A 16,564-nucleotide genomic window follows, 5' to 3' on the forward strand; every position below is an offset into this window, starting at 1 on the left:
TCCCGCGCGTTCCCGCGGACCCCTGCGTTCGAGCTTCGCCCCATGTACACGCAAAATGGTCAGGTGATCAGTGTTCTCTTCGCCGTGCTGACGGCCATCAGCAACGGCTCGGCCTCGGTGCTCCAGCGCCGCGCCGCCGCCACGGTCCCCGACAGCGACGCGCTGCACCTCTCCCTCATCCGGCAGCTGCTCAGGAAGAAGGTGTGGCTCGCGGGCATCTGCATGGTGATCGTGGCGGCCGTCTGCCAGGCGGTCGCGCTGGCCACGGGCCCGATCGCCGTTGTGCAGCCGATCTTCGTGATCGAGCTGCCGTCGACACTGCTCATCGCTGGGTACGTCTTCCGCTCCCGGCTCCCCGGCACCGCCTGGTACGGCGTGGCCGCCGTCACCTGCGGCCTCGCGCTCGGCATGGCCTGCGCGGCGCCGGGCGGCGGCTCCGAGACCGTCCACGGCCTGTCCTGGGTCCCCGCGCTGATCGGCACGGTCCTCTTCGAGGCGGTGCTGATCGGCTTTGCGCAGCGCACCCGCGGCAACACCAGGGCCGCGCTGTTCGGCCTGGCCGCCGCGTGCAGCTACGCGCTGACCGCGGCGCTCATGAAGGACGCCATGGCGCGTCTGGAGGAGGGCGACGGCATCGTGAAGCTGTTCGCCTCCTGGCAGCTGTACGGCACCGCGGTGGCGGGTGTGGGCGCGCTGTTCCTGCTCCAGAACGCGCTCCAGGCCGGTTCGCTGGTGGCCTCGCAGCCCATGCTGACCCTGGGCGACGCGCTGATCAGCATCACCTACGGGGTGACCCTGTTCGGCGAGACCATCCGCACCGGCTGGTGGCTGGTGCCCCAGCTGATCGCCGTCGGGCTGATCGCCGCGGGGTGCATGGAACTCGCCAGGTCGCCGCTGGCGAGCGGCAGCACCCCGCCGAAGCCGCGGGTGCAGTAGCGGCGGGGGCCGGGACGGCACGCCGCCCCGGCCCCCTCGCGCCCCGGCCCCCTCGCGCCCCGGCGTCAGCGCGTGACGCGCTCGATCAGCCCCGCCGCCGCGTCCGCGGCCACCTGCTCGCGCAGCCGGTAGTGGATCTTCTTGCCGGTCGCCGTGGTCGGCAGCGCGTCCACGAACCGGTACGCGCGCGGCCGCTTGTACGCGGCCAGCATCGGGTGCGCGCGGCAGTGCTTCTCGCAGTCGGCGACCGTCAGGGCGGGGTCCTTGCGCACCACGTACGCGGTGACCAGCTGGCCCCACTCCGGGTCGGGCAGCCCCACCACGGCGGAGTCCGCCACGCCGGGGTGCTCCGCGAGCACCTCCTCGACCTGCACCGGGTGCACGTTCTCGCCGCCGGAGAGGATCATGTCGTCCTTGCGGCCCACGATCGTCACGTACTCGTCCGCGTCCCAGGTGGCGAGGTCGCCGATGTACAGCCAGCCGTCGCGGAAGTTCGCCGCCTCCTCGTCCGGCCTTCCGGTGTAGCCGTAGCCCGACTTGGGGGAGCGGACGATGACCTCGCCGATCTCCTGGCCGTCCTTGGCCGCCAGGTCGTCGGGGGCGGCCCGCCGGTCCTCGTGGACCCGCACCACGGCCACGTCGTCGTCGGTCGAGGCGCGGCCCGCGCTGCCCGCGTGGTCCGGCAGGTCGGCGGGGCGCAGGAAGGTGTTCCAGAACGCCTCCGTCGTGCCGTACCCGTTGAAGATCCGCTCGGTGAGGACGCTCTGGTAGCGCAGGCACGCGGCCCGGTCGAGCGGCGCCCCCATCGTCACGATGCCGCGCAGCGACGCCAGGTCGCGCGGCCTCGCCTCCTGCGCGTCGGCGAGCCGCTCCAGGTTGGTCGGCGCGCCGATCAGGAAGGTGATGCCGCGCTCCTGCACCAGGTCGAGCACCGTGCCGGCGTCGAAGTGGCGCAGCGGGACCGTTTCCCCTCCGGTGTAGAACACCGGGTTGGGGCCGCCCGCGTACAGGCCGCCGCGGTGGAACCACGGCGTCATGTTGAGCGTGCGGTCCTCGGGCGACAGCGGGAAGTGCATGATCACGTCGTGCGCCGAGAGCACCTCGGTGGCGTTGTTCAGCGGCACGCCCTTGGGCATGCCGGTGGTGCCCGACGTGTACAGGCGGGTGGTCTCCGCGTAGATGCCGCCGGACGGCTCGGGCAGCGGGGCGCGGCCCTCGCCCCTGGCCAGGAGCTCCCCGAACGGCACGGAGTCCGCGAGGGGCGCGTCGGCCGGGTCCCCCGACGCCACGTGCACCACAAGACCGGTCCTGTGGCCGGCGAGGGCGAGCGCCCGGCCCGCGTTCTCCGCGACGGCCGTGTCGTACACGAAGGCGCGCGGCCTGCCGGTCGTCAGCACGTGCGCGGTCTCACCCGGCGCGAGCCGGAAGTTGACCGGCGAGCCGACCGCGCCGAGCCGCTGCGTCGCCAGGTAGAGCAGCGCGAACTCCGGTGTGTTGAACAGCTGGTACGCGACGAGGTCGCCCGCGCGCACCCCGGACGCCGCGAGCCCGGCGGCCAGCCGCTCCACCTCGGCGCCCAGCTCCGCGTACGTCCAGGTACGGCCGGACGCGGGGTCGTGCATCGCGGTGGAGCGCGCGTACCGGTGCGTGTTGCGGGCGAAGCCGGCCCAGTAGGTGAACCGGTTCTCGAACACGGCGCGGTAGGCGGCCGGGTCGTAGCCGGGGGCCGCCGCGGGGTCCGGGTTGTTCATGATGCTGTTCCTCTCGGAGAGCCTTCTGCGGCCCCGGCGGCGGTCAGACCGCGCGCAGCACGGCCACGCAGTTCTGGCCGCCGAAGCCGAACGCGTTGACCGCCGCAGCGCGGACCTCGGTCTGGCGGGCGGTGTGCGGCACGTAGTCGAGGTCGCACTCCTCGCCGGGTGTGTCCAGGTTGATCGTGGGCGGCACCACGCCGTCCCTGATCGCGAGCGCGCACACCATCGCGGAGAGCGCCCCCGCCGCCCCGATCAGGTGGCCCACCATGGACTTGGGCGAGCTGACGGTCAGATCGTACGCATGCGACCCGTACACCTCGCGGATCGCCCGCGTCTCGGTGAGGTCGTTGATCCGGGTGCTGGTGCCGTGGGCGCAGATGTAGTCGATGTCGCCCGCGTCCGTGCCGGAGGCGCGCAGCGCGCCGCGCATGGCCTCCATGGCGCCCTCGCCGCTCGGGTCGGGCGCGGAGACGTGGAACGCGTCCGAGGTCAGGGCCCCGCCCGCGACCTCCGCGTAGGCGCGGGCGCCGCGCGCCCTGGCGTGCTCGGCCGACTCCAGTACGCACACCACGGCGCCCTCGCCGAAGACGAAGCCGTCGCGCTCCGCGTCGAAGGGGCGGCTCGCGTGCGTCGGGTCTTCGTTGCGGCGCGACAGCGCCCCCATGGTGGACAGGCCGCTGAACATCACCGGGGTGATCGCCGAGTCCGTGCCGCCGGCGATCACCACGTCGGCCTCGCCCGACAGGATCAGCCTGCGCGCCTCGACCAGCGCGTACACCCCGGAGGCGCAGGCCAGCGCGCTCGCCGTGACCGGGCCCTTGATGCCGAGGTCGATGGCGACCTCGCAGGCCGGCATGTTGGGGATGACGGAGGAGACGAAGTACGGGTTCACCTTGCGCGGGTCGCTGTGCATGGTGTCCACGGCGTTCTCCACACCGTCCATGCCGGCGACCGCGTTGTTCACGACCACACCGACGCGGCCGGGCGCGACACCGTCCTCGCCGATGGTGAGACCGGCGTCCTGCGCGGCCTCGCGCGCCGCGGCGATCGCCAGCTGGGAGAAGCGTGCCGAGCGGCGCTCCCGCTTGCGGTCGAGCAGCTCGGACGGGTCGAAGCCGGTGACCTCGCCCGCGATGCCCGTCGGCATGCCCGTCGCGTTGAACCGCGTGATGGGTCCGATACCCGACTTGCCCGCGAGAAGCGCCTGCCAGGTGCTCTCCCGGTCGTTGCCGACAGGGGTGAGGGCGCCGAAGCCCGTCACCACCACTTGCTGATTGCTCACTGCGCTCCTCCTGCTCGGCTCCGGAGTGCCAGGCATGGGCCTGCCAAACCTTGAACCTCATTCCGGCCGTTGTCGATAAAAGTTCCGGGCACCGCGCGATATGCCCGCCTCATACGCGTCTTATGTCCCACACGCCCCTGCTGTCGCGTTGGCACGCGCCTCGTTTGTCGGATCTGTCCTGTTCTGGCCTGTCGGGGCGGCGGCGGCCGTTGCCGAACCGGTACCGTCGGGGCCCGCCGGTACGGCGCCGGGCCCGGCGGAGGCGGCGGCTGCTGTGGAGGCCGCGGCCACCGCGGGCGCCGCGTGCGGGTCCGAAGCCGTCCTGGCCACCAGCCGGTGCGCGGCCCGCAGCCCCTGCGCGGTGGCGCGCACCGCGTTCAGCCGGTCGGCGCCCGTCACCCCGCCGGCCGCCTCGAACGGCACACCGGCCCGCAGCAGCGCGTAGCGGGCGTCCCGCTCGGGCTCCTGGCCTGCGGCGAGCACCACATGGTCGGCCCGCACCAGCCGGCGCCCGCCCTCCGCCTCCCTGACCACCACGCCCTCGCGGGTGATCTCCTCGTACTCCACGCCGACCAGCGTCTCCACGCCCGCTGCGCGCAGCTCGGCCATGGCGACCCAGCGGGTGCTCGGGCCGATGCCGGCGCCGACCCGGCCGCCGCGCCGCATCACCGTCACCGCGCGGACCGGCCGCGCGGGCGCCGCGGCGGGCGAGCCGCCCGTCACCGCGTGCGCCGCGAGGAACTCCTCGGGCGTCGACGCGGCCGCGCGGCCCGCCGTCAGCAGGTGCGCGAGGTCCACGGCGATTCCGCCACCGCCGATCACCGCGACCCGCTCGCCCAGCGCGTCCGGGTCGGCGAACGCCTGCGCGTAGTCGATCACATGGGGCAGCGCGAGCCCCGGCAGCGCGGGCCGCACCGGCAGCACACCGGACGTGAGCACCACCCCGTCGAAGGCCGCGAGCAGCGCGGCGTCCTTGTGGCCGATGCGGTGATTGAGGTGCAACGCGGCGCCGTACTCGGCGAGTTCGGCCACGTGGTGGCGCACGGTCCGGGCGAAGTCGCCCTTGCCCGGCACCTGCCCCGCGAGCCGGAACTGGCCGCCGGGCTCGGCCGCCGCCTCGAAGACCTCGACCTCGTGGCCGAGGGCCAGCAGGGTGCGGGCCGCCTGGAGCCCCGCGATGCCCGCGCCGACGACCGCGTACCTGCGCCGCGCCGAGGCGCCGGAGGCGGCCGCAGCCGTGAACTCCGCCTCGTACCCGGCCCGCGGATTGACCAGGCAGGACACCCGCTCGGTGCCGAACGACCTGTCGATGCACGCCTCGTTGCAGGCGATGCACAGGTCCACCGCCGCGGCCCGGCCCGCGCGCGACTTGGCCACGATCGCCGGGTCGGCGAGGAACGGCCTCGCCATCGCCACATAGTCCACGTCTCCGCCGGCCAGCACCTCCTCGGCCTGGGAGAGCCGGTTGAAGCGGTTGGAGGCGATCACCGGCACCGCGCCGCGGCCCGCGCCGCGCAGCGCGCGCTTCACGTCCTTCGCGAACACCGCCCAGGTGCCCTCGGGCACCTGCGCCTGCACGGTCGGGACCGGCGACTCGTGCCAGCCGACGCCCACCGCGAGCGCGTCGGCGCCCGCTTCGGCGAGCGCCACGGCGAGCGCCGCCGTGTCCTGCGGCGGCGTGCCGTCCTCCACCAGGTCGGCGCCCGACATCCGGAACAGCACGGGGAAGCCGGGCACCGCGGCGCGCACGGCCCGCATCACCTCGACGGGGAAGCGGCGCCGCCGCTCGGCGTCCCCGCCCCACGCGTCGTCGCGCCTGTTGGTCAGCGGAGCCGTGAACTGGTTGATCAGATAGCCCTCTGAGCCCATCACCTCGACGGCGTCGAAGCCGAGCTCACGGGCCGCCTCGGCGCCCCGCGCGAAGTCGGCGACGGTCCCTGCGATGTCGGCGGCCGACATCTCCCGCGGCGTCGTGCGGGAGAACTTGCTGTACACGGCCGACGGCGCGAACGGGGCGCCGCCGTCCGTGCCCGCCACGCCGGGCAGTGCGTACCGCCCGGCGTGGAACAGCTGCAGCGCGATCAGCCCGCCCGCCGCGTGCACCGCGTCGGCGGCCCGGCGCAGCGCGGCGCGGTGGGAGGGATCGCCGACCATGCCGTACCCGGGACCGCCGGCCCCCGCGGGGGAGACCGCCGTGCCGCCGGTGACGATCAGTGCCGCGCCACCGCCCGCACGCTCGGCGTAGAACGCGGCGAGCGCGGCCCCGCCGTCCTCCAGGGCCTCCAGATTGAGGTGCATGGCACCCATGACGATGCGGTGCGGCAGCGTCAGGCCGCCGATGGCACCTGACCGGAAGACATGGTCGAACACGTGCAGTCCCTCTCCGAATTCAGTGCGTCCCCGGGGTCAGGATTCCCGCGTGGGGCGCGGCGGCAGCTGGAGCTCGGGGCCCGCGTCGGCGAAGAACGGCGGCGCGACCACGCTGAGACCGCCGTCGACCACCAGGGTCTGGCCCGTGATGTAGCCGGAGCCCTCGCCCAGCAGGAAGTTGATCGTGTCGGCGACCTCCTGCACCGTGCCGGGGCGGTGCGCGGGGATGCGGTCGAGCACGCTCTGCATGTCCGGCATGCCCTTGACGTTGTAGAAGTACTCCAGCGAGTCCGAGTCGATCAGACCGCCGTTGACCGCGTTCACGTTGATGCCGTACGGCGCGAACTCCACCGCCATGTACCGCACCCACGCCTCGATCGCGGCCTTCATCGCACCGAGCGTCGCGTACGTCGGGTACGCGCGGATCGAGCCGTACGAGGACAGCGCGACGATCCTGCCGCCCTTGTCCATCAGCTTCACGGCCTCCTGCGCGCCCAGCACGAAGGGCCGCAGGTTCATCGCGTACGACCGGTCCAGGTGGTGCGGTCCGACGTTCACGATGTTCTTGAACGCGCTGGCCGCGGCGTTCGACACGAAGTGGTCGAGGCGCCCGCAGCGCCGCGCCACCTCGTCGAACAGCGCCTGCACGCCCTCGGTCGTCTCGACGTCGGCCTGCACGGCGAAGCCGTGGCCCCCGGCCTCCTCGATGTCGGCGACCGTCTTCTCCGCGAGGTCCGCGTTCTTCTTGTAGTTGACGGCGATCGTGCCGCCCTCACGGGCCAGGGTCAGCGCCAGGGCGCGGCCGATGCCCCGCGAGGCGCCCGTGATCAGCGAGACCCGCTCGGTCTTCCCTGCGTCCTGCGTGCCGCTCATCGGGCGGTCTCCTTCTCGCTCGTACCGGCAGCCTTCGCGCGCTGGAGCAGCTCGCGGAAGACGACCGCCTTCTGCACCTCGTTGGTGCCCTCCTCGAAGCGCTGCGCCCGGGCGTCCCGGTACACGCGCTCGATCTTCTGCGACTTCCAGTAGCCGAGGCCGCCGTGCACCTGGAGGGCCTTGTCGGTGACGTTCGTCAGCATCGTCACCGCGTGCATCTTCGCCATCGAGGACTGCATCGACGCGTCGTCGGCGCCCTCCTCGAAGCGGCGGGCCGCGTGCAGCACCAGCTGCTTGGCGGCCTCGATGTCGGCCTGGTTCTCGGCGAGCATGAACTGGATGGCCTGGCGCTGGGTCAGCGACTTGCCGAACGTCACGCGGCCCGCCGCGTACTGGACGGCCAGCTGCTGCGCGCGCTCGGCGAGCCCCACGCAGCTCATCGCGACGGAGATGCGCGAGGGGGTGAGGAAGCCGCCGAGGAAGACCTCCAGGCCCTCGCCCTCGGCGCCGAGCCGGTGGTCGACGGGGACCGGGGTGCGGTCGAAGACCAGCGACGCGTGGTCGGTGCCGGTGACGCCCATCGTGTTGGACGTGTCCTCGACGGTGACGCCCGCGGCCTCGCGCGGCACCAGCAGCGCGACGGTGCCCTCGTGGCCCGTGCTGCCCTCGACGCGCGCGGCCAGCAGGTAGTAGTCGCACCGCACGCCGAACGTGATCAGGTGCTTGCGGCCCGACAGGTAGTACGTGTCGCCCTCGCGCACCACGGAGGTGGTGATGTCGGCGCCGGTGCCGTTGCCCGGCTCGGTGAGCGTGAACGCGATCTTGATCTCGCCCGTGACGGACGGGATCACGAAGCGCTTGCGCTGGTCGTCGTTCGCGTGGCCGTCCATGGACCGCCAGATGCCGTTGACCACGTGCACGATCATGCGTACGGAGCCGTGCGAGCGGGAGAAGATCTCCATCAGCTCCATCCAGCGCGCGAAGCCGAGGCCCTGGCCGCCGTACTCCTTCGGCGCGGCCACGCGCAGGAACCCGAGCTCGTTCAGCTCGGCCCACAGCTCCTCGGGGACCTCCCCCGTCTCCTCGATGCGCTCGGCCCAGCGCTCGCCGGGCCCCTCCACCCACTCCTCCACCTGGGTCTTGAGCTGGTGGAACCGCTGGTCGTCGGTCATCTGCTGAATCTGCCTTCCGTCTTTCCCGAGAGGGTGCCAGGCCGGACGTCGGCCGGGCACCGTGCCCATCCCGCGCGCGGGAGCCGCCCGTGCGGCGGCCGTGCTCCCACGGCCGCCGCACGCGGCGCGCTCCCGGCGCCCGAGGGCATTGTCTACAGCGCGTCGTGCGGACGCAGACCGCGGGCCCTCGCACGCAGCTCGAACTTCTGCACCTTGCCGATCGGGTTGCGCGGCAGCGCGTCGATCGGTTCGAGGCGCTCGGGCCAGTACTGCTTGGCCACCTGGTGCTCGTCGAGGTAGCGCTGCATCTCCCCGAACTCCAGGGTCGCACCGTCCTTGAACACCGCGAAGGCGCAGGCGCGCTCGCCGAGCCGCTCGTCGGGCATGGCCACGATCGCCACGTCCTCGACGGCGGGGTGGCCGAACAGCAGCTGCTCCACCTCGGCGACCGGGATCTTCTCGCCGCCGCGGTTGACGACGTCCTTGACCCGGCCGGTGATCCGCAGGAAGCCCGAGGCGTCGATCGTCGCCAGGTCGCCCGTGCGGTACCAGCCGTCCTCGGTGAAGACCTCGGCCGTCAGGTCGGGCCGGTCCAGGTAGCCGCCGAACACGGTCGGGGAGCGCAGCTCGAAGTTGCCCTCCTCGCCCGCGGGCAGCACCCGTCCCGCGTCGTCGGTGATGCGCAGCTCGATGCCGTCGAGCGCGCGGCCGTCGGAGCCCCAGCGCTCGCCCGGCTCGTCGCCCGGCGCGGAGAGCGCGCCGAGGCACGTCTCCGTGGTGCCGAAGGCGCCGCACACGTCGGCGCCGAGCAGCCGGCCGGCGCGCTCGGCGAGGCCGCGCGGCACCTGGGCGCCCGTGGCCACGAAGATCCGCAGGTTGCGGGGCGTCTCGCCGCTCTCCTCGACGGCCTTGACCAGGTCGGAGAGGAACGGCGTCGCCGCCTGCACGAAGGTCGCGCCGTGCTGGTTGAGCGACTGGAGCGCGCGCTTGGCGTCCCAGTCCGACTGCACGATCTGCGGCACGCCGAGCACCGTCGCGAGCACCATGCCGTAGAGGAACCCGGTCTGGTGGGCGAGCGGCGAAGGCACCCAGATCGCGTCGCGCGCGCCGAGGCCGAGGTGCTTGATCTCCATGGAGGCGGCGCGCACCAGGTTGCCGGTGGGCTGGGTGACGCCCTTCGGCTCGCCCGTGGTACCGGAGGTGAACAGCAGCTGCGCCGTCATGTCCGGGGTGGGCACGATCGCGTCGAGCGCCGCCCTGTCCACCTCGGTGGCGGCGAGCGCCGCGTCGAAGTCCCGTACGGCGAGGCCGGTCGCGCCCGCGTCGGGCAGCGCGGCGGGGCCCCCGGCGGTGGACAGCACCAGCACGTGCTCCAGCGCGGCGCGGTCTTCTTCGGAGAGCCCGACGGCCTCGTCGGCGGGGCGGCGGGCGCGGTACTCGTCGGTGACGACGAGGACCCTGGCCTTCGAGCGGCGCAGGACGAAGCCGACCTCGCGTTCGCGGAAGAACGGGATGATCGGGCAGCACACCGCGCCGACGCGCAGCGCGGCGAGTGAGAGCACCACGAACTCGACCCGGTTGGGCAGCTGGTAGGCGACGTTCTCGCCCGGCCTCACCCCGAGGTCGAGCAGCAGCGCCGCCGTGCGCTCCACGCGCTCGGCCAGCTCGCCCCAGGTGACGATCTCGTCGTGGTCGGAACGGACGTCCACCACGGCGGTGTCGTGGGGCCTGGCCTCGGCACGCCGCCGCAGCCACTCGGGCAGCGTGACCCCTGCCGCCAGGTCCGGCTTGGCGACCTCGCGCTCCAGGCGGCGCGGCTTCGCCTTGCCGATCGCGCCCGCGCCCTCCTCGACCGACATCGGCACGCCGAGCGTGTTCATCGCGTCGAGGAAGGTCGGATACGAGATCCGGTACGCGTTCGGATAGGTGAGCGTGGAGTGGCCGCCGGCCCGCGAGGAGGCGATGGCGAGCGACATCAGCACGCGGTGGTCGTTGAACGACGAGAGCTTGGCGCCGACGAGGCCGCCCACGCCGCGCACCCGCAGTGTGTCGCTGGTCAGTTCGAGCTCGCCGCCCATGGAGTTGAGCTGGAGCATCGCGGCGGCGCGGTCCGACTCCTTGAGCCGCGTGTGGGCGATGTTGCGGAACACCGACTCGCCGTACGCGAAGGTGCCGAGCGTGGAGAGGATCGGCAGCATGTCCGGCACGTCGCGGCAGTCGATGTCGACGCCCTTGAGCATCGGGCGGTCCTGCTGGATGCGGACGCCGCCCGCCGCCTCGTCCACCTCCATCGGCACGCCCATGGCGCGCGCGATGTCGAGGAAGTGGAACTCGGGGTGGTCGGCCGGGCCGCCCTCGAGCGAGGTGATGCCGCGCAGCAGCACGTCGGACGGGTGCAGCGCGGCGGCGGCGACGCCGAAGGCGGCGGAACCGATGTCCGGCGGCAGCGTCAGCTCGACCGGGTGCGCCTCCTGGTTCGGCTCGATGTCGAACCTGCGCCAGTCCTCGGAGACGGTGACCTGCAGGCCGAACTGCCGCATCATCGCGACCGTCAGCTCCAGGTACGTCCGCTCGTTGAGCTCGCCCTGCACCTCGATGGTGGTGTGCCCGGTGGCGAAGGGGGCGAGCAGGATGAGCCCCGAGATCCACTGCGAGAGGGTGCCCGCGATGGTGACGTGGCCGCCGGTCGGCCGGCGGCCCGTCACCTGGATCGGCGGGCAGTCGTCCGCCGACTCCACGCCCACGCCCATCTGTTCGAGGGCGCGCAGCAGCGGTCCTACCGGACGGCGCCTGAAGTACTTCTGCCCGGTGACCGCCACGTCGCGGTCGGAGAGCGAGGCGAGTCCGATCATGAAGTACAGCGTCGTGCCTGAGCTGCCTGCGGACACGGCCGCGCGGCGCGGCTTGTAGCGCCCGCCGAGGCCGTGCACGACGAAGGTGTCGCCGTCGCGTGTGATCTTCACGCCGAGGCCGCGCAGCAGTTGCACGGTGTACTCGACGTGCCGGGCGTCGGAGAGCCCGTGCACACGGCTCTCGCCGTCGGCGAGCGAGGCGAGGATCAGCGCGCGGTGCGCGTGGTACTTGGAGTTGGGGACGAGGACATCACCGGTGAGCGGGTGCTTGATCCCTTTGACGAGAAGGTGCATGGGGGCTTGCTACTCCCTGGCCTGGCGGGCACACCGGGCCGCGGTCTGCGGGGCGGGGGCGGCGCCGTCGTCGTGGCGCGAAGGCGCCTGGACACCACGGACGCGGCCCCGGCCGCTGAGGCCGTGGCTCGGTGACGGAACCGTCCGTGGGACGGCAGTGGTCACGTTATGGAAGCTGGGGCGGGCGGGCATGCGACATCGCCGGTCGGACCGCGGTGCGGTCCTCGCGGGGAACGACGGCCGGCCTGCGGGCATGGACGCGGGCACGGGACCGACCGTATCGCGAAGTGGCGCGAGCGCTGGGGGAGCGCCCACGGGGGTCAGTCACTCCGCGCGGATCGCGGCATCCGATGACGCGTGGAACAGATCGGACGGCTGTCATGGCGTGGAGCCCACGCTGCGGGGCCCTCCGGTCGTGGCAGGAGCCGAGGTGCGCTCGTGCGGCCCGGGAGCGGGTGCACGGGGGAGAGCGTCCGGACGACGAGCCCGCGCGGAACCACGCCGCGACGGCGGTGGTCCAGCTGGAAGTGCTCGGTCATATGAGCTTTATATCAATGCCCGGCGCATGCATGCAGCTCGCCCCTTACGAGTGAGACGACCCGCACGTGGTGACCGTTCCCGTGACCGGCGCGGAGTGGGCGTCATGTGGCGGACGCCACTGCCGCGATGGGCCGCGTCTCATCCCGCGGACGGCCGCGGCGGGCGCGGGCCCGCCCTCGCCCGGACCCCGCCGGTCACCCGGTGGGGTGTCCGAGCAGCCCCTGGACCGCCGGGAGCATCAGGGTCCTGCTCTTGACCCTGGCCGTCGCGCGGTTGCCGAGCACCAGGGCGTCCCTGCCGAGCACCGGCAGCAGTGTGGTGCCGCCCTCGGGCCCGAACGGCACCGAGAACACCCGTACCGGGGCGGGCCGGTAGGGGCGTGCGCCGCTGCTGTGCCGCACGCCCCGCAGTTGGCTGCGGATGTTGTGGGCGGCCGCCTCGCCCTGCGCGAGCGCGCTCGGGCTGAGCTTTGCCTCCGACACGTCGTTGACGTCGCCGATCGCGAAGACGTCCCGCTGCCCGAGCACTCTCAGGTGCGGGTCGACCCGGACGTGGCCGGTGGCGTCGAGCCAGGAGCCGTGGCCCGCGAGGCGCAGCCACAGCGTGTTCGGGGTGGTGCCCGTGGTCCAGAACACCACGTCGGCGCCGAGCGGGCTGCCCGCCTGGTCGCGCAGCCTGCTGCCGGTCCCGCCCGCCGAGGAGACCTCGGTGTTGAGCAGCACGCGCACGTCGTGCTCTTCGAGCCAGGTGCGGGCCCTGCGCCCCATCCGCCCGGTGCCGAGCCGCGAGAGCAGATGGCTCCCCGAGTGCGCGAGCGTGACCGTGGCCTCGGGGTTGGCCCGGCGCAACTCCGCGCTGAGCTCCACCCCGGAGGGACCGCCGCCGATCACCAGCATCGAGCGGGCGCCCGCCGCCCGCCGCTGGTGCCCGTGGAAGGCGGAGGCCGCCTCGGCCACGGTGCCGCCGGTGAACCGCGCGGGCTCCTGGTAGTCGGCGCCTGTCGCCAGCACCAGCACGTCGTACGGGGCGACGCCGCCGGAGGCGAGGAGCACCTGCCGCTCCGCCGTCCTGATGCCGACGGCCTTGTCGCGCAGCACCCGCCCCCGCGCCAACAGCCCGTCGTACGGTATGAACGGCGCGTACGTCCAGGTGTCGTCGGAGCTCGCGCGCAGCGACGCGACCCGGTGGAAGAACGCCTCCTTCAGGTCGATCAGCGTGACGTCCGCGTCCGGGTCGAGGTCGCGCGCCAGGCGTACGCCCGCGTAGCCGCCGCCGATGATGACCACCCGGCGTGCGGTCGTGGTCGTGGTCGTGGCCATGTGCAGCCCACTTCTTTCCACTTGTGTACTTGATGGCTTTACTTGTTCAACGTGCAACCGCAGGGGGCGGGTTCATCTTCCGGTGCGCCGGACACCACGCGTGTCGAAGACCCGCTCACGCGCCGCCTCCGCGGCCCGCGCCACCGCGCCGAGCAGCACCGCGTCGTCGCCGAGCGCCGAGCCGACCACGCGCGGGCGCAGCGGCGTCAGCTCCCGCAGGCAGGCCCGCAGCGGCGGGAGCAGCAGATCGCCGTTGCCGCCCACCCCGCCGCCCAGCACCACGAGTTCGGGGTCGAGCACGGCCGCGAGCGCCGCCACGGCGTGCGCGAGGCGCGCGCCCTCGCGCTCCACCACCCGCAGCGCTGTCGCGTCCCCGGCGCGCGCGGCGGCGAACACGTCCTTCGCGGTGTGCGCCGAGGACTCCGGCATGCCGAGCGACCTGGCGAGCGCCACCACGGCGTCAGCGGAGACCGCCTCCTCCATCGGGCCGCCGCGCGCGCCCCGTTCGCCGGGCTCCCGGTCGCCCGCTGCGGGCAGCGGGCGCATCGGCAGATAGCCGATCTCGCCCGCCGCGCCGTGGACACCCCTGAACAGCCTGCCGTCCGCCACCACGCCGGCGCCGAGGCCCGTGCCCACCCACAGGTACGCGAACAGCCGGGAGCCCCGGCCCGCGCCGAGGGCGTACTCACCGAGCGCGGCGAGGTTGGCGTCGTTCAACACGTCGAGCCCGGTGCCGAGTTCGGCGCGCAGCCGCTCGAAGAGGCCGCTGCGGCCCCAGCCCGGCAGATTGACCGCGTAGCGCACCCTGCGCGTCTGCGGGTCGGTGACGCCCGGGCTGCCGACGACGGTGTGCACCACCTGCGACCAGTCGAGCCCGGCGGCCGCGGCGACCGAGCGCGCCAGGCGCGCCGCGTCGCGCACGATGGCCCCTGCCGTACGGGCGGTGTTGGGGGCGTCGCTGCGGCCCACCACCGTGCCGTCCAGGTCGGCCGCGGCCGCGCGCAGCCACGCGCGGCCCACGTCCACGCCGACGACGTACCCGGCCGTCGCGTCGGCCTCGTACAGCACAGCGGCCCGGCCGCGGCCCTGCCCCCTGCTGACCTCGCCGGTGCGGCGCACCAGGCCCGCGGACTCCAGGGCGGCCAGCGCGGCGGACACGGTCGGCTTCGACAGGCCCGTGGTGCGGGCGAGTTCGGCCCGCGAGGTGGACCCGGCCGCCCGCAGCGCGTCCAGCAGCACACGCTCGTTGTGGCTGCGCAGCACGCCCCTGTGCCACGTCACGTCCCCCGGACGGCCGTCCTGGCGACCGCGGTTGCCGTCCTGCCCGCCGCTCGGAATCGTGCCTCCCCGGCCGTTGACGTTCTTTTGTTAAGCATCCTAACTTGGTTGCGGCGCCGTCCCGATGGTCCTCGACGCGGCCCGTTCCGGCGGCCTCCCCGCCCCCACGCGGCTCCCCATCCCACGACGCGACAGCACGTCCCGACAGACGGAGGAGGCGCAGCGGGTGGCAGGCACCGACCGTACGGCAGCACAGGACGACGTGGGGTTCGTCCGCAGGATCGGCCAGTTCCAGGCGAGCGCGATCAACATGAGCCAGATGGTCGGCATCGGGCCGTTCATCACGATCCCCGCGATGATCATCGCGTTCGGCGGGCCGCAGGCCGTCATCGGCTGGGTCGCGGGCGCGGTCCTCGCGCTCGCCGACGGGCTGATCTGGGCCGAACTCGGCGCCTCCATGCCGGGCGCGGGCGGCTCGTACATCTATCTGCGCGAGGCGTTCCAGTACCGGACGGGACGGCTCGTGCCGTTCCTCTTCACCTGGACGGCCATGCTGTTCATCCCGCTGATCATGTCGACGGGAGTGGCCGGCTTCGTGCAGTACCTGGCCTTCCTCTGGCCGTCCATGTCCGGCGGGCAGGGCGACCTGGTCGGGCTCGCGATGTGCCTCGCCGTCGTGCTGCTGCTGTGGCGGCGCATCGACTCGGTCGGGCGGCTCACCTCGGTGCTCTGGGCGATCATGATCGTCAGCGTCGCCTGCGTGATCGTCGCGTCCTTCACCCACTTCCACGCGGCGGACGCCTTCACCTACCCGGCCCACGCCTTCGACCTCGGCTCCACGAAGTTCTGGCTCGGCTTCGCCGGCGGGCTGACCATCGGGATCTACGACTACCTCGGCTACAACACGACCGCCTACATGGGCGCGGAGATCAAGCGCCCCGGCCGGGTGCTGCCGCGCTCCATCGTCTACGCCATCGTCGGCGTCATGTGCATCTACCTGCTGATGCAGATCGGCACGCTCGGCGTGGTGAACTGGCACGACATGATCGACCCCGCCGACCCGGCGTCCCGCTCGGTCGCGGCCGTCGTCCTGGAGAAGGCGTGGGGCAGGACCACCGCGGACGTGATCACGGTCCTCATCCTGATCACCGCCTTCGCCTCCGTCTTCGCCGGGCTGCTCGGCGGCTCCCGGGTGCCCTACGACGCGGCCCGCGACAAGGTCTTCTTCAAGCAGTTCGGCAGGCTCCACCCGCGCCACCGCTTCCCGGTGCTCGGCCTGGTCGCCATGGGGGTGATCACGGCGGCCGCCTTTCTGGTCAGCCGGCACCTGGGCGACGCGCAGGCGCACCCGCCGCTGACCGTGCTGATCACCTTCCTCACCACCACGATGGTCATCGTCCAGGCGTTCGCGCAGATCGCCGCCGTCACCGTGCTCCGCAGGCGGCAGCCGGGCCTGCGGCGGCCCTACCGGATGTGGCTCTACCCGCTGCCCTCCGTCGTGGCGCTCGCCGGCTGGCTGACGGTCTATGTGTTCGCCGACAGGAACAACCCGGGACTGCACCCCATCGAGGGCTCCCTCGGCTGGGTGGCGCTCGGCTGTCTCGCCTTCCTGGTGTGGGCGAGGGCAGAACACACCTGGCCCTTCGGCCCCAAGGAGATCGACGAGCGCTATCTGCACGCACCCGCAGACCCGTCCGGCGCGCCCGAGGAGGCGGGGGCCGACGGTGGCCCGACGACGACCTGACGCGCCGTACCCCGACCCCGCGTCAGCCCCTTTCCACCGGGCGCGCGGTGACGGGCCCTCTGCTGTCCGTGTGGCGGTGCGCGGCCGCGCGGCGCAGGGGAGCGGCCCGCGGCGGGGTCCCGGCGTAGGGTGCCAGGCGGCGGACGGCGG

At 73.2% G+C, this 16,564-nt stretch carries 10 protein-coding genes; 2 read left to right on the forward strand and 8 right to left on the reverse strand.

The window, feature by feature from the left end; translation table 11 throughout:
* The first annotated feature begins 63 nt into the window (after nucleotides 1-63).
* Nucleotides 64-936: a DMT family transporter gene (locus AB0910_RS11800; RefSeq protein WP_366744388.1), complete on the forward strand. Its 873-nt coding sequence runs from the start codon at nucleotides 64-66 to the stop codon at nucleotides 934-936.
* Nucleotides 937-1,001: 65 nt separating this feature from the next.
* Here the strand turns inward: AB0910_RS11800 and AB0910_RS11805 are convergent, their stop codons facing one another.
* The 8 genes from AB0910_RS11805 to AB0910_RS11840 all read right to left on the reverse strand — a co-directional run bounded on the left by AB0910_RS11805 (nucleotide 1,002) and on the right by AB0910_RS11840 (nucleotide 14,673).
* Nucleotides 1,002-2,687 carry an AMP-binding protein gene (locus AB0910_RS11805; protein ID WP_366744389.1) on the reverse strand — a complete coding sequence of 562 codons (1,686 nt, stop codon included), beginning with the start codon at nucleotides 2,685-2,687 and terminating at the stop codon, nucleotides 1,002-1,004.
* Between the two features lie 43 nt (nucleotides 2,688-2,730).
* Nucleotides 2,731-4,008: a beta-ketoacyl-ACP synthase II gene (gene fabF / locus AB0910_RS11810; protein ID WP_366744390.1), complete on the reverse strand. Its 1,278-nt coding sequence runs from the start codon at nucleotides 4,006-4,008 to the stop codon at nucleotides 2,731-2,733.
* Nucleotides 4,009-4,092: 84 nt separating this feature from the next.
* Entirely contained in the window at nucleotides 4,093-6,342 is a 2,250-nt protein-coding gene (locus AB0910_RS11815) for an FAD-dependent oxidoreductase (RefSeq protein WP_366744391.1), read from the reverse strand.
* Between the two features lie 36 nt (nucleotides 6,343-6,378).
* Complete coding sequence (locus AB0910_RS11820; RefSeq protein ID WP_366744392.1) at nucleotides 6,379-7,215, reverse strand: SDR family oxidoreductase; 837 nt, start codon at nucleotides 7,213-7,215, stop codon at nucleotides 6,379-6,381.
* Nucleotides 7,212-8,387 carry an acyl-CoA dehydrogenase family protein gene (locus AB0910_RS11825; RefSeq protein ID WP_366744393.1) on the reverse strand — a complete coding sequence of 392 codons (1,176 nt, stop codon included), beginning with the start codon at nucleotides 8,385-8,387 and terminating at the stop codon, nucleotides 7,212-7,214. The genes AB0910_RS11820 and AB0910_RS11825 overlap by 4 nt, the downstream gene beginning before the upstream one ends.
* 152 nt (nucleotides 8,388-8,539) lie before the next feature.
* Nucleotides 8,540-11,533 (reverse strand): 3-phosphoshikimate 1-carboxyvinyltransferase, encoded by a 2,994-nt coding sequence (gene aroA, locus AB0910_RS11830; RefSeq protein ID WP_366744394.1) that lies wholly within the window; start codon nucleotides 11,531-11,533, stop codon nucleotides 8,540-8,542.
* 734 nt (nucleotides 11,534-12,267) lie between these two features.
* Complete coding sequence (locus tag AB0910_RS11835) at nucleotides 12,268-13,392, reverse strand: FAD-dependent oxidoreductase (protein ID WP_366744395.1); 1,125 nt, start codon at nucleotides 13,390-13,392, stop codon at nucleotides 12,268-12,270.
* 72 nt (nucleotides 13,393-13,464) lie between these two features.
* Nucleotides 13,465-14,673 (reverse strand): ROK family protein, encoded by a 1,209-nt coding sequence (locus AB0910_RS11840; protein WP_366744396.1) that lies wholly within the window; start codon nucleotides 14,671-14,673, stop codon nucleotides 13,465-13,467.
* Between the two features lie 223 nt (nucleotides 14,674-14,896).
* Here AB0910_RS11840 and AB0910_RS11845 point away from each other — a divergent pair, with 223 nt between their 5' ends.
* Complete coding sequence (locus AB0910_RS11845; RefSeq protein ID WP_366744397.1) at nucleotides 14,897-16,414, forward strand: APC family permease; 1,518 nt, start codon at nucleotides 14,897-14,899, stop codon at nucleotides 16,412-16,414.
* Nucleotides 16,415-16,564 lie beyond the last annotated feature (150 nt).

The organism is Streptomyces sp. NPDC047002, assembly GCF_040704505.1.
Classification (GTDB): domain Bacteria; phylum Actinomycetota; class Actinomycetes; order Streptomycetales; family Streptomycetaceae; genus Streptomyces.

Bases quoted from the DNA above. Each gene is read 5' to 3' on its own strand.
- aroA (WP_366744394.1), bottom strand. From the start codon at position 11,533: ATGCACCTTCTCGTCAAAGGGATCAAGCACCCGCTCACCGGTGATGTC.
- AB0910_RS11825 (WP_366744393.1), bottom strand. From the start codon at position 8,387: ATGACCGACGACCAGCGGTTCCACCAGCTCAAGACCCAGGTGGAGGAG.
- AB0910_RS11820 (WP_366744392.1), bottom strand. From the start codon at position 7,215: ATGAGCGGCACGCAGGACGCAGGGAAGACCGAGCGGGTCTCGCTGATC.
- fabF (WP_366744390.1), bottom strand. From the start codon at position 4,008: ATGCCTGGCACTCCGGAGCCGAGCAGGAGGAGCGCAGTGAGCAATCAG.
- AB0910_RS11805 (WP_366744389.1), bottom strand. From the start codon at position 2,687: ATGAACAACCCGGACCCCGCGGCGGCCCCCGGCTACGACCCGGCCGCC.
- AB0910_RS11835 (WP_366744395.1), bottom strand. From the start codon at position 13,392: ATGGCCACGACCACGACCACGACCGCACGCCGGGTGGTCATCATCGGC.